The sequence below is a fragment of the Pseudomonas sp. RC10 genome (assembly GCF_038397775.1).
Classification (GTDB): Bacteria; Pseudomonadota; Gammaproteobacteria; order Pseudomonadales; family Pseudomonadaceae; genus Aquipseudomonas; species Aquipseudomonas bambusae.
Map to the genome: position 1 here is coordinate 491,860 of NZ_CP151650.1, position 12,866 is coordinate 504,725.

Genomic DNA, 12,866 nt, shown 5'->3' on the forward strand with positions numbered 1-12,866 from the left:
CAGCAGGGCTAAAGTCTGCGGCATTCTATGTGATGAGGAGCTGTATGGATATTACCGAGCTGCTTGCCTTCAGTGCCAAGCAAGGCGCGTCGGACTTACACCTCTCGGCTGGCCTGCCGCCGATGATCCGGGTCGATGGCGATGTGCGGCGGATCAACCTGCCAGCGCTGGACCAGAAAGAAGTCCAGGCGCTGATCTACGACATCATGAACGACAAGCAACGCAAGGACTTCGAGGAAGATCTGGAGACGGACTTTTCCTTTGAAGTGCCTGGCGTTGCGCGGTTCAGGGTCAACGCGTTCAATCAGAACCGTGGCGCAGGCGCCGTGTTCCGGACCATTCCGTCGAAGGTCCTGAGCATGGAAGACTTGGGCATGGGGGAAGTGTTTCGGAAGATTACAGACGTACCCCGTGGACTGGTGCTGGTCACCGGGCCGACCGGTTCGGGTAAATCAACGACGCTCGCCGCGATGGTCGATTACCTGAACGCCAACAAGCACCACCACATCCTGACCATCGAAGACCCGATCGAATTCGTTCACGAGTCCAAGAAGAGCCTAATCAACCAACGTGAAGTCCACCGCGACACCCATGGTTTTGCCGAAGCTCTGCGTTCGGCACTGCGGGAAGACCCGGACGTGATTCTGGTGGGTGAGCTGCGGGACCTGGAAACCATTCGATTGGCGCTGACCGCTGCGGAAACCGGGCACTTGGTGTTCGGCACCCTGCACACCACGTCGGCGGCGAAAAGTATCGACCGGATCGTGGATGTGTTTCCAGCTCAGGAAAAATCGATGATTCGCTCGATGCTGTCCGAATCGCTGCACGCCATCGTGTCGCAGGCGTTGCTGAAAAAGGTGGGCGGCGGTCGGGTCGCGGCGCACGAAATCATGATCGGCACGTCGGCAATCCGTAACCTCATCCGCGAGGACAAAGTGGCGCAGATGTACTCGTCGATTCAGACCGGGGGCGCGTTGGGGATGCAGACACTGGACATGTGCCTGAAAGACCTGGTGACCAAAGGGCTGATCACGCGGGAAAGCGCTCGCGAGAAGGCGAAGACGCCGGATAATTTCTAGCTTCTGGACCCCCGAAACAACTGTAGGAGTGAGCTTGCTCGCGATGGGTTATGTCAGTGACATCATCATTGTCTGACATAACCCATCGCGAGCAAGCTCACTCCTACAAAGTCGGTGTCGCTCTGAGACTCAGCGTTGCGCGATCCGCACGGTGCCTTTCTTGCTCGGTGGCTGCTTCGGCAGTACACGTTTGGCCACGACGTAGTGGCTGTCCCAGTACGGCTTTTTCAACGTGTCGATCGTCACGGCCTTGCCACGGCGAGGCGCGTGGACGAAGCGGTCATCACCCAGATAAATCGCGACGTGATTCACCTGACGGCTCTTGATGTTGAAGAACAACAAGTCGCCTGGCTTCAAGTCCTTGCGATCAACCTTTTGCCCGTGTCCTTCGGACATGGCATTGGAGGTGCGCGGCAAATCCACTTCGCTCACGTCGTTAAACGCGTATTTCACCAAGCCACTGCAATCGAACCCTTTTGTTGGGCTGGTGCCGCCCCAACGATAAGGTGTACCGATGGCCTTGACGGCCCGGTTGACTACATTGCTGCTTTGCTTGGTGCCCATCTGCCCCGTTGTGGCGAGGGCGACGGTGTGCTGCGAAATCTTGTGAGAACCGGCCTGGGCTTTTTTCCCTTTGGTGGTTCGGCTTTTCTTACCGGAGGTTTCGAGCGGCATTGCCGTTTCTTCGAGGGCCTCTTGGGTGACTTTTTTACTCGCTACCGATGTTGGCGAAGGATGACTGTTCGCTGTAAATCCGGTGAAGCTTGGAGGTAGCGGTTGCTCACGATTGGTGGCGTGGGCGGCCAGTGGCATAAATAGACAGATAGTCAGCCATGTCTTCAAAAATGGACGCATTAGGCAGGGCTCATGTAGGTCAGCGCGCAACTTTATAACAGCTTTTTCAACGGTTCTGATCCCACTTGTCGAACAATTTACTGCCCGGGAAGTCAGAATTGATCGCAAAAATGTCACATCACTGTGGCCTCCCCCTTGCAGAACAAGGGTTTGCAAGGATGGACAGAGGTTCAAGCCATACGTCGGACGGCATCACTAAAGTCACAAAACTTACGCATATTTTTTTCTATTGCCACAAAAGAGGTACCCAATGAACACCTATTACCCGGACGGCCGGCGGCCAGACACCCACAGCAAAGTCATGGGATACCTGTTATGGATTTTCGGTTTTACCGGCTCTCACCGGTTCTATTACGGCAAGCCGGTGACCGGGACGATCTGGTTTTTCACGTTGGGGCTGTTGGGGATTGGCTGGTTGATTGACCTGTTCCTGATCCCCTCGATGGACGAACAGGCGGACACGCGTTTTAGCGACGGACCGACCGATTACAGCGTCGCATGGATTCTGCTGACGTTTTTGGGCGTGTTCGGGCTGCATCGGATGTATCAGGGCAAATGGATCACCGGGATCATCTATTTGCTGACCGGAGGCCTGTTCTTCGTGGGGATTTTGTATGACTTCTGGACGTTGAATGACCAGATATCGGAGAGGAATGCCGAGCGGCGTTGAGATCACGAGGGACAATTGTAGGAGCCGGCTTGCTGCGGGCCGGCTCCTACAGGTTTTATGTCGCCAGTAGGGCCGGGTTTCTCGGCGAACGAGTCAGCCGATATAGCTCATCCGCCCATCCACAAAGGTGTATTTCACAGCGCCCGGCAAGCAGTGGCCGAGGAACGGGCTGTTTTCGCCCTTCGACAGCCATTTTTCGCCTGCCACAGTGGAAGCCGCGGGATCAAACAACACCAGATCTGCCGCCGCACCCGCTGCCAGCTGGCCCGCAGGCAAACGCAGGGCCGCTGCAGGGCCTGCGCTGAGACGCGACAGGAGCGTCGGCAGGTCCAACAGGCCGTCTTCCACCAATGTCATCGCCAGCGGCAGCAGCAGCTCGACGCTGCTGATCCCCGGTTCGGTCGCGCCGAACGGGGCCAGCTTGGCGTCACGTTCATGAGGCTGGTGATGGCTGGAGATCGCTTGAACCACGCCCGATTTGACCGCCTCACGCAGCGCATCGCGGTCGGCGCGGGTGCGCAGGGGCGGTTGCACGTGATAGAGGCTGGAGAAGTCGATCAGCGCTTCGTCCGTCAGAATCAGCTGATACAGCGCCACGTCGGCCGTCACCGGCAAACCACGGGCTTGCGCCTGAGCGATCAATGCCACGCCCCGTGCGCTGGTCAATTGCGTGAAGTGCGCGCGCACGCCGCTTTGTTCGACCAGCAGCAGGTCGCGGGCCAACGCCACGGTTTCAGCGGTTTCCGGAATGCCCGGCAGGCCGAGGAACGCTGCCGTCGGGCCGTCATGAGCCAGGCCGCCTGCTGCCAGATCGTGGTCCTGCGAATTGAAGATCACGGTCAGGTCGAAGGTCGCGGCGTATTCCAGCGCGCGGCACAGCGTGCGGTTGCTCTTGAAATTGGTCAGGCCGTTGGTGAACGCCACGCAACCGGCGTCGCGCAGGGCGATCAGTTCGGCCAGTTGCTCGCCTTCCAGACCTTTGCTCAGCGCGCCGATGGGGAATACCTTGCTGTGACCGGCCTCGCGGGCGCGGTCCAGAATCAACTCGGCAACTGCCGAGGTGTCCAGGACCGGCTTGGTGCGCGGCGGGCAGCACAGGCTGGTCACGCCACCGGCCGCAGCGGCGCGGGTTTCACTGGCGATACTGCCTTTGCGGCTATAGCCCGGTTCGCGCAGGGACACATTCAGGTCAACCAGGCCCGGCGCAGCCACAAGGCCTTGGCCGTCGATGGTTTGCGAAGGCGAGAAATCGGCGGGGGCCGCGCCCAGAGCGAGGATTTTGCCTGCCTCAAGGTGAACGTCGATGACTTGATCCAGACCGCTGACAGGGTCGATGACGCGAGCGCCGAGGATGCTGAACTTCACTGGGCGTTCTCCTGCTCGAACTGGCGTTGTGCGGTTTGGCCACTCATGGCCATGGACAGAACGGCCATGCGGATCGCGATGCCGTAGGTCACTTGATTGAGGATCACAGAGTGGGCGCCGTCGGCCACCGCCGATTCGATTTCCACGCCTCGGTTGATCGGGCCGGGGTGCATGACGATGGCATCAGGCTTGGCGCCAGCCAGACGAGCCGTGGTCAGGCCGAACAGGCGGTAGAACTCGCCCTCGCTCGGCAGCAGGCCGCCGGACATTCTTTCCCGTTGCAGACGCAGCATGATCACCACGTCCACGTCTTTGAGGCCCTCGGTCAGGTCGGTGTAGACCTTCACGCCATACTGCTCGACGCCAATCGGCAGCAGGGTTTTCGGCGCGACCACGCGGATGTCCGGGCAGCCCAGCGCCTTGAGCGCGATCATGTTCGAGCGCGCAACGCGGGAGTGCAGGATATCGCCGACGATGGCCACCGAGAGGTTCTTGAAATCACCCTTGTGGCGGCGGATGGTCAGCATGTCGAGCATGCCTTGCGTCGGATGTGCATGACGCCCGTCGCCGCCGTTGATGATCGCCACCTGCGGGCAAACGTGCTCCGCGATGAAGTGCGCCGCGCCCGAATCGCCGTGACGTACGACGAACATGTCGGCGGCCATCGCCTCAAGGTTGCGCAGGGTGTCGAACAGCGTCTCGCCCTTGCTGGTGGAGGACGTCGACACGTTCAGAGTGATGACGTCCGCTGACAGCCGCTGTGCCGCCAGTTCGAATGTAGTGCGGGTGCGCGTCGAGTTCTCGAAGAACACGTTGCACACGGTTTTGCCGCGCAACAGCGGGACTTTCTTCACCGCCCGGGCGCCGACTTCGAGGAACGAATCAGCGGTGTCGAGGATTTCGGTGAGCAGTTCGCGGGGCAAACCGTCGAGCGAGAGGAAATGTTGCAGCTGACCCTGATGGTTCAGTTGCAGCGGGCGCTTGGCGTCGAGAGGCGTCATCGCAAAGGACTCTTAGAGGGCGGCGGAATCGGTGGAAAGGTCTTGCAGCTCCAGCGTGAGCGGCGTCGGGCCGGACAGCTTGACGCGTTCGTCTGGAGACAGATTCAGCGTCGCGCCGGTCACATTCGGACGAATCGGCAGCTCGGCAGCGTCCAGGTCCAGCAGCGACACCAGCGTCACGCTAGCGGGGCGGCCATAGTCGAACAGTTCATTGAGGGCCGCGCGAATGGTGCGGCCGCTCATCAGCACGTCATCGATCAGCACCAGATGCTGGCCTTCGATCTCGAACGGCAGCTCCGACGGCCGCACTTGAGGGTGCAGGCCGTTCTGACTGAAATCGTCGCGATAGAAAGAAACGTCCAGCGTGCCCAGTGGCGACTGGCTGCCCAGCGCTTCGAGTAGGGCCTGCGCGACCCACACGCCGCCGGTACGGATGCCGATGAAGCGGGGTTCGCTGATGCCACGTTTGCTGAGGTGCGCGTTCAGATCGATTGCCATCTGGCTGATCAGGGCGGCGGGGTTGGGCAGGGTCATAGTGGCTCCTTCAAGAACCCGGCCGTGGGGTTGCGGACGGCAGGGCTAAAACTCGGATGTCGTGCAGTGTAAATCGCTCAGGTTTCAAACAGCGCGCCGTTGGCGTCCAGCCAGCCTTGCAGCAGCAATGCAGCCGCGATGGCGTCCACCGGATTGTCACGATAACTGCCACGCTGGCCGCCACGGGCCATGCGCTCGCCTTTGGCTTCGAAGGTCGTCAGACGCTCGTCGTGGGTGTAAACAGGAAGATTGAAGCGGCCATTGAGCTTGCGTGAGAACTTTTCGGCGCGGGCGCTCATCTCGCTGGGCGTACCGTCCATGTTCAGCGGCAGGCCGACGACGATGGCGTCAGGCTTCCACTCAGTGATCAGGGCCTGCACCTTGTCCCAGTCGGGAACACCGTTTTGAGCTTTCAAAGTACAGAGTTCCCGGGCCTGGCCGGTGATCACCTGGCCGACGGCAACGCCGATTTGCCGAGTGCCGTAGTCGAAGCCCAGAAGCAGACGCAATGCAGCCATCAGGCGTGGCCCGCCTGGCTGGTCAGCAGATTCAGGTTGATGCCGAGTTTGGCGGCGGCGGCGTCGAGGCGGAGTTCGCTGTCGACTTCGAACAGAATAGCCGGATCGAACGCGCAGTTGAGCCAGGCGTTGGCGGCGAATTCAGCTTCCAGTTGGCCTGCGTCCCAGCCCGCGTACCCCAGCGTGATCAAATTCTGATCAGGGCCGTAGCCGTCAGCGATGGAGAACAGCACGTCTTGCGAGGTGGACAGCGAGACGCCACCCAGGTCGACCGTGGCTTGGAAAATCTGGCCGGTCGGGTGCAGGACGAAGCCACGGTCGGTTTGCACCGGGCCGCCGACATGAATGGGGATGTGCTGACAACGGGCGGGCGGCGCCAATTCCGGTCGCAACTGTTCGAGAATATCGGCCAGCGACAGGCTTTGCGGTCGGTTAATCACCAGACCCATGGCGCCATTGGCGTTGTGCTCGACGATGTAGGTCAAGGTCTGAGCGAAGTTCTCATCGTGCATATGGGGCATGGCGATCAGAAATTGGTGCTTGAGGTACGACGGAGTGACGTTTTTCATGAGCCCTAGTGTGGCGCCGTAGGGCTGATGTGACAACTGGCAGAACCGACGCAGCGGGGGATAAATCGCGACGTGGGTCAGGTTTCATGTGTTGAGTCGCCGAGGCTGAAGCGATTTCACGGCGAATGACGCACCTGTAGGAGTGAGCTTGCTCGCGATAGCAGTATGTCTGCACCCAAGATGTTGATTGATCAACAGCAATCGCGAGCAAGCTCACTCCTACAGGTGTTGATGTCTGGACTCAATTACTGGAAAGCTTGTCCCCACGGGCGAATTTCCAGGTGCGGATGATTTCCAGTCGGTCGATGTCCGACAGGTCGCCGGTGAATGGCGCGAAGGGCGCGGCCAGTCGGACGATGCGCTGGGCTGCCTGATCCAGCAGCGGCTGCCCGGACGACTCCAGCACCAGCACTTCATATAAAGAGCCATCGCGGTTGATCGACACCATCATCCGCAGGCTGCCGTAGATCTGCTGACGGCGGGCTTCTTCGGGGTAGTTGAGGTTGCCGATGCGCTCGATCTTCTTGCGCCAGTCCTCTTTGTACCAGGCGCCCTTGTCGCGCATGGTCGAGGCCGCGCTCAGGCGATGAATCTTCGGACGCTTGGCGTACGCCTGCTGCTCGTCGGCCAGCTCGGCTTCGAGGCTGGCGATTTCGCTGTTCAGCTGCGTGCTGTCGAAGGTCGGCGCGGCTTTCTTAGGCTCTTCGGTTTTGACTTCGTCCCGTTTGGCGACGGTCTTTTCTTTCGCGGGTGCCTTGGTGGCGACGGCGGTCTTGGGCGCTTCCTGCTTCACCACCGGCTTGGCGGCAGGCGGCGGGGTCACCTTGTTGATCTGGGTGTCCTGATAAGGAGCGATTTCGGTGGTCTTCGGCACCGCTTTCTTGTCGAGGGTGCCGCTGCCCTGCTGGTTTTCCTGGGCAAGGAAGTCTGCGTCCTTCGGCTTGGTGTCGCTCTTGAAGGGGGCGAGAGTGATTTCCAGGGTCTGGCTGATGGTTTCGGGTTTGACGTAGGTGAATCCCACCCCAAGGATCAGCGCCACATGCACGAGGGCCGCGATCAGCAGGGTAAAACCCAGACGATCACGCGGGCGCACGTGGGTGCGGATCAGGGCCATCGGGAGATCACTGTCGACCGCCGCGTTCATCGGCGCTCCGGAATCACATGAACCAGCATTGCGAAAACCAACCTAAGGCGAAATTCAGGCCGCGCATGATAACGCAATGTCAGGGGCGTCTTGGGGTTTGATGACGGCGGGCCGATTAGTGGGCAGAGCAATCGACGCATAGCACGTGTAGGAGTGAGCTTGCTCGCGATGTCGTTGGGCCGGCCACACATTCATTGACTGACACACCGCTATCGCGAGCAAGCTCACTCCTACAGTGGAGAGGGTTACTTGGCCTTCAGCTTCTTGTCGATCGCATCCATCAGCAGCCCACCAATATCGGTGCCGTACGCATTGTCGATTTCGCGGATGCAGGTCGGGCTGGTGACGTTGATTTCGGTCAGGTGGTCGCCGATCACGTCCAGACCTACGAACAACAGGCCTTTTTCACGCAAGGTCGGGCCGATTTCGGCGGCGATCCAGCGGTCGCGGTCGCTCAGCGGGCGGGCTTCGCCACGGCCACCGGCCGCCAGATTGCCACGGGTTTCGCCCGCTGCCGGAATACGCGCCAGGCAGTACGGCACCGGCTCGCCATCGACCATCAGAATGCGCTTGTCGCCGTCCTTGATCGCTGGCAGGTAAGCCTGGGCCATGATCTGGTGCGCGCCGTTGACGGTCAGGGTTTCGAGAATCACCGACAGATTCGGGTCTTCGGCGCGGTGGCGGAAGATCGAGGTGCCGCCCATGCCGTCCAGCGGCTTGTAGATCACGTCGCCATGTTCGGCGGCGAAGGCCTTCAGAATGTCGGCGCGACGGCTCACCAGCGTGGGCGGCGTGCAGTGCGGGAATTGCGTCGCGAACAGCTTCTCGTTGCAGTCGCGCAGGCTTTGCGGCTTGTTCACGATCAACGTGCCCGCACGTTCGGCCTGTTCCAGCAGATACGTGGTGTAGATGAAATCCATGTCGAACGGCGGATCCTTGCGCATCAGGATCACGTCCAGATCGTCGAGGCCGTTGTCGATTTCGGCTTCGAATTCGAACCAGTGCTCCGGGTTCGCGAAGACTTTCAGCGGTTTCATGCGGGCGCGGGCCTGACCGGCTACCTGATACAAATCCTGCTGTTCCATGTAGAACAGCGACCAGCCGCGCGCCTGCGCCGCCAGGAGCATGGCCAGCGAGCTGTCCTTTTTATAGGAGATGCGCTCGATAGGGTCCATGACAATGCCAACGCGAACGCTCATGGGGTATATCCTCTGTCCGGTAATGGCCTGAGTGGGCCTGAAAATACGCGTCAGGGTGGCGCTGCGCTGGCTCGCGGTCAAGGGGCAAGCGTGGCGCATTTGCTTTATGGATTGCGCCTTTAGAGTGTGCTAAAAAGGCTCGGCATCTGACGTCAGGTCAGTTGTCATATACCCCTCTAGATGGGGTTCAGCGATTCAAACAGCACCAGAAGCCAGGCAGAAGGCAAACCCATCTGAATCGCCTTGGCGATGGTAGAGCAGATATGGAACAGCATTCAGCCCCACTGAAAGTCATGATCATCGACGACTCGCGCACGATTCGTCGGACCGCCGAGACGCTGTTGAAGAACGTCGGTTGTGAGGTGATCACCGCTGTCGATGGCTTCGATGCTCTGGCCAAGATCGCCGATAATCATCCAAGAATCATTTTTGTCGACATCATGATGCCCCGGCTGGACGGGTATCAGACCTGTGCGTTGATCAAGAACAACCGGGCATTCAAGTCTACGCCGGTGATCATGTTGTCCTCCAGGGACGGGCTGTTCGATAAGGCCAAAGGGCGTATCGTCGGGTCCGATCAGTTTTTGACCAAGCCGTTTAGCAAGGAAGAGCTGCTCAGTGCGATCAAGGCCCACGTGCCGGGGTTCGTGGCAGTAGAACAACAACTATCTTGATGCCGTGCCTTCCGTGAGGGGCGGCTGTTTCTATGGGGATGCACCATGGCTCGAATTCTGATCGTCGACGACTCGCCGACCGAAATGTACAAGCTGACCGGGATGCTGGAAAAGCACGGTCATCAGGTGCTCAAGGCTGAAAACGGTGCCGATGGCGTCGCCCTGGCGCGTCAGGAAAAACCCGATGCGGTGCTGATGGACATCGTCATGCCCGGCCTGAACGGCTTCCAGGCCACCCGCCAACTGACTAAAGATGCCGACACCAACATGATCCCGGTGATCATGATCACCACCAAGGATCAGGAAACCGACAAGGTCTGGGGCAAGCGCCAGGGTGCGCGGGATTACCTGACCAAGCCGGTGGACGAAGAAACCCTCATGAAAACCCTGAACGCGGTGTTGGCGGGCTGAAGGCCGGCCAGCGTCCATGGCTCAGTCACAAACTGCCTTTCAACTGCTGCTCGACATCGACCAGCGGTGCCGCTCGTTGGCGGCCGGACTTCCGTTGCAGGAAACCCGGCAGCAAGGCTGGAGCGGCATCGGTTTTCGCATGGGCGAGCATTTGTACGTCGCGCCGATGGGCGAAGTCGACGAAATCCTGCATGAGCCTCGTTATGCCGCGCTGCCAGGCGTGAAGCCTTGGGTTCGGGGCATCGCCAACCTACGCGGGCGGTTGTTGCCGATCATGGATTTGCACGCTTTCTTCGGCCATGAACTGTCGCCCTTGCGTAAGCAGCGCCGGGTGCTGGTGATCGATCATCAGGACGTGTTCGCCGGTCTGCTGGTGGACGAAGTGTTGGGCATGCAGCACTTCAATGAGCGCAGCCTGATGCCGGAATCCTCTGACGACAGCGACCCCGACATTGCGCCCTACCTCCAAGGCCGTTTCCTGCGCGAGCAGGCTTGGCGGGTGTTCAGCCCCAGAGCGTTGGTGCAATCGCCGGGCTTCATGAATGTCGCCCTTTAATCCGCTTCGCCAGTCGCATGGGAGCGGCTGTGGCTTTTCCGGGCGTCTGCGCGGAAACGGTGAGTGGCGATCCACCGCGAACCCTGTAGGAGCTGGCTTGCTGGCGAACGCGACAGATCAGGCGCACACACGTTGCCTGTCACTCCGCTTTCGCCAGCAAGCCGGCTCCTACAGTAGATCGTGTGCATTCAGGACCGCTGCCCTGTCCGATGCGTTAAATAACCGAACGTCAGGCGGAGCCCTGAGCAATGAGTAATACCGGCAAGTCACTGGAAGGCGCATTCAGCCGCTCGCAAATCATCGTGCTGTTCGTCTGCCTGATCATTTTCATCATGTTGCTGTTCGTCAACTTTGCGTACCTGAGCACGCAATCCAACTACGACAAACAGTACATCGGCCACGCGGGCGAGCTGCGCGTGCTGTCCCAGCGCATCGCCAAGAACGCCACCGAAGCGGCGGCGGGCAAGGCTGCGGCCTTCAAACTGCTGGCCGACGCGCGCAACGATTTCGACACGCGCTGGGAATATCTGAAAAAGGGCGACAAAAACACAGGGCTTCCTGCGGCGCCGATCGAAGTCAGCGATGAGCTGAAAGCGGTGCAGAACGACTGGGAAAACCTGCGAAAAAGCACCGATGTCATTCTCTCCCGCGAGCAAACGGTGCTGTCCCTGCATCAGGTGGCTGCGACGTTGGCCGAGACCATCCCGCAATTGCAGATCGAGTCGGAAAAGGTCGTCGATATTCTGCTGCAAACACGCGCCCCGGCCAGCCAGGTCGCGCTCGCTCAGCGTCAGTCACTGCTGGCCGAGCGCATTCTCGGCGCCGTGAACACCGTGCTCTCGGGCGACGAAACCGCGGTTCAGGCCGCTGACGCGTTTGGTCGGGATGCCAGCCAATTTGGTCGCGTTCTCAACGGCATGCTGGAAGGCAACGCAACGCTGAAAATCACCCAGGTCGAAGACCGCGACGCCCGCGCACGACTGGCCGAAATCGCCGAGCTGTTCCAGTTCGTGTCGGGATCGGTTGACGAAATTCTGGAAACGTCGCCGGAACTGCTCGATGTGCGCGAGTCGGCTGGCAACATTTTTACCCTGTCCCAAACGCTGCTTGACGAAGCGTCGGTGCTGGCGAACAGCTTCGAACACATGGCTGGCGGCCGGAAAGCCAACATCTACGTGGGCTATCTGTTGGGGCTGTTGGCGCTGGGGTCGATCATCCTGATCGGCCTGGTGATGGTGCGGGAAACCAACCGCCAGTTGCGCGAGACCGCCGAGAAAAGCGAGCGCAACCAAACCGCGATCATGCGTTTGCTGGATGAAATCGAAGACTTGGCCGACGGCGACCTGACGGTGGCGGCATCGGTCACCGAAGACTTCACCGGTGCCATCGCTGACTCGATCAATTACTCCATCGACCAGTTGCGCGAGCTGGTGGCGACCATCAACCTCACCGCCGAGCAGGTCTTCGGCGCGGTCAAGGACACTCAGACCACCGCGACCCAACTCGCCGCAGCGTCCGAGCATCAGGCGTTGCAGATTGCGGCAGCGTCCAACGCGATCAACGACATGGCGATGTCCATCGATCAGGTCTCGGCCAACGCAGGCGAATCGGTGGCCGTGGCCGAGCGCTCTGTGGAAATTGCCAACAAGGGCAACGAGGTGGTGCACAACACCATCAACGGCATGGACAACATTCGCGAACAGATTCAGGACACGTCCAAGCGCATCAAACGCTTGGGGGAGTCTTCTCAAGAAATTGGCGACATTGTCAGCCTGATCGACGACATTGCCGACCAGACCAACATCCTTGCGCTCAATGCCGCGATTCAGGCGTCTATGGCGGGAGATGCCGGTCGAGGCTTTGCGGTGGTGGCGGACGAGGTTCAGCGTCTGGCCGAGCGTTCATCGTCGGCGACCAAGCAGATTGAAACACTGGTCCGGGCGATTCAGAACGACACCAACGAGGCCGTCATCTCCATGGAGCAGACGACGACTGAGGTGGTGCGGGGCGCACGTTTGGCGCAGGATGCCGGTGTGGCGCTGGAGGAAATCGAAGGGGTCTCCAAAGTGCTGGCGGCGCTCGTCGAAAGCATCACCAACGCCGCGCAGCAGCAGGCCGCGCTGGGCCAGCAGATTTCGGCGACCATGACCGTGATACAGCAGACCACCACGCAGACCACGTCGGGCACCGCAGCCACTGCGCAGAGCATGGGCAATCTGGCGAAGATGGCCAGCGAGATGCGTCGTTCGGTGTCCGGTTTTACACTGCCGCCATCGCGGGACTCACATTGA

Annotated in this window: 14 protein-coding genes; 6 read left to right on the forward strand and 8 right to left on the reverse strand. The window is 60.1% G+C overall.

Translation table 11 applies throughout. The features are described 5' to 3' along the window. Positions 1–44 precede the first annotated feature (44 nt). Complete coding sequence (locus AAEO81_RS02215; RefSeq protein WP_166595754.1) at positions 45–1,079, forward strand: type IV pilus twitching motility protein PilT; 1,035 nt, start codon at positions 45–47, stop codon at positions 1,077–1,079. 129 nt (positions 1,080–1,208) lie between these two features. On the opposite strand, the gene AAEO81_RS02220 is transcribed toward AAEO81_RS02215, so the two are convergent. Next, positions 1,209–1,934, reverse strand: a complete 726-nt coding sequence (locus AAEO81_RS02220) for a C40 family peptidase (protein ID WP_166595753.1) — start codon at positions 1,932–1,934, stop codon at positions 1,209–1,211. Positions 1,935–2,184: 250 nt separating this feature from the next. On the opposite strand from AAEO81_RS02220, the gene AAEO81_RS02225 reads away from it, so the two are divergent. Then, on the forward strand, positions 2,185–2,604 hold the full coding sequence (locus AAEO81_RS02225; RefSeq protein WP_341961362.1) for a TM2 domain-containing protein: 420 nt from the start codon (positions 2,185–2,187) through the stop codon (positions 2,602–2,604). Between the two features lie 93 nt (positions 2,605–2,697). Here the strand turns inward: AAEO81_RS02225 and AAEO81_RS02230 are convergent, their stop codons facing one another. From AAEO81_RS02230 to gshB, 7 genes are all read right to left on the reverse strand, one after another. Then, entirely contained in the window at positions 2,698–3,969 is a 1,272-nt protein-coding gene (locus tag AAEO81_RS02230; protein ID WP_341961364.1) for a dihydroorotase, read from the reverse strand. Further along, positions 3,966–4,970: an aspartate carbamoyltransferase catalytic subunit gene (locus tag AAEO81_RS02235; RefSeq protein WP_166595750.1), complete on the reverse strand. Its 1,005-nt coding sequence runs from the start codon at positions 4,968–4,970 to the stop codon at positions 3,966–3,968. Before AAEO81_RS02235 ends, AAEO81_RS02230 begins: the two co-directional genes overlap by 4 nt. Positions 4,971–4,982: 12 nt before the next feature. Then, positions 4,983–5,504 (reverse strand): bifunctional pyr operon transcriptional regulator/uracil phosphoribosyltransferase PyrR, encoded by a 522-nt coding sequence (pyrR, locus tag AAEO81_RS02240; protein ID WP_341961365.1) that lies wholly within the window; start codon positions 5,502–5,504, stop codon positions 4,983–4,985. A gap of 77 nt (positions 5,505–5,581) precedes the next feature. Further along, the gene (gene ruvX, locus AAEO81_RS02245) at positions 5,582–6,022 is read right to left on the reverse strand and encodes a Holliday junction resolvase RuvX (RefSeq protein WP_166595748.1); all 441 of its coding nucleotides are present in this window, start codon (positions 6,020–6,022) and stop codon (positions 5,582–5,584) included. Then, a complete protein-coding gene (locus AAEO81_RS02250) occupies positions 6,022–6,591 on the reverse strand; it encodes a YqgE/AlgH family protein (protein WP_341961367.1) in 570 nt (189 codons plus the stop codon). The genes ruvX and AAEO81_RS02250 overlap by 1 nt, the downstream gene beginning before the upstream one ends. Before the next feature lie 241 nt (positions 6,592–6,832). Further along, the gene (locus AAEO81_RS02255; RefSeq protein ID WP_341961369.1) at positions 6,833–7,735 is read right to left on the reverse strand and encodes an energy transducer TonB; all 903 of its coding nucleotides are present in this window, start codon (positions 7,733–7,735) and stop codon (positions 6,833–6,835) included. Between the two features lie 245 nt (positions 7,736–7,980). Beyond that, a complete protein-coding gene (gshB, locus tag AAEO81_RS02260) occupies positions 7,981–8,934 on the reverse strand; it encodes a glutathione synthase (RefSeq protein WP_341961370.1) in 954 nt (317 codons plus the stop codon). Positions 8,935–9,197: 263 nt separating this feature from the next. Between gshB and pilG the strand changes: the two genes are divergently transcribed. The 4 genes from pilG to AAEO81_RS02280 all read left to right on the forward strand — a co-directional run bounded on the left by pilG (position 9,198) and on the right by AAEO81_RS02280 (position 12,866). Next, positions 9,198–9,608 (forward strand): twitching motility response regulator PilG, encoded by a 411-nt coding sequence (gene pilG, locus AAEO81_RS02265; RefSeq protein WP_341961371.1) that lies wholly within the window; start codon positions 9,198–9,200, stop codon positions 9,606–9,608. A gap of 45 nt (positions 9,609–9,653) precedes the next feature. Continuing rightward, positions 9,654–10,019, forward strand: a complete 366-nt coding sequence (pilH, locus tag AAEO81_RS02270) for a twitching motility response regulator PilH (protein WP_093468272.1) — start codon at positions 9,654–9,656, stop codon at positions 10,017–10,019. Positions 10,020–10,035: 16 nt separating this feature from the next. Continuing rightward, positions 10,036–10,575: a chemotaxis protein CheW gene (locus AAEO81_RS02275; RefSeq protein ID WP_341961372.1), complete on the forward strand. Its 540-nt coding sequence runs from the start codon at positions 10,036–10,038 to the stop codon at positions 10,573–10,575. A gap of 248 nt (positions 10,576–10,823) precedes the next feature. Further along, a complete protein-coding gene (locus AAEO81_RS02280) occupies positions 10,824–12,866 on the forward strand; it encodes a methyl-accepting chemotaxis protein (protein ID WP_341961373.1) in 2,043 nt (680 codons plus the stop codon).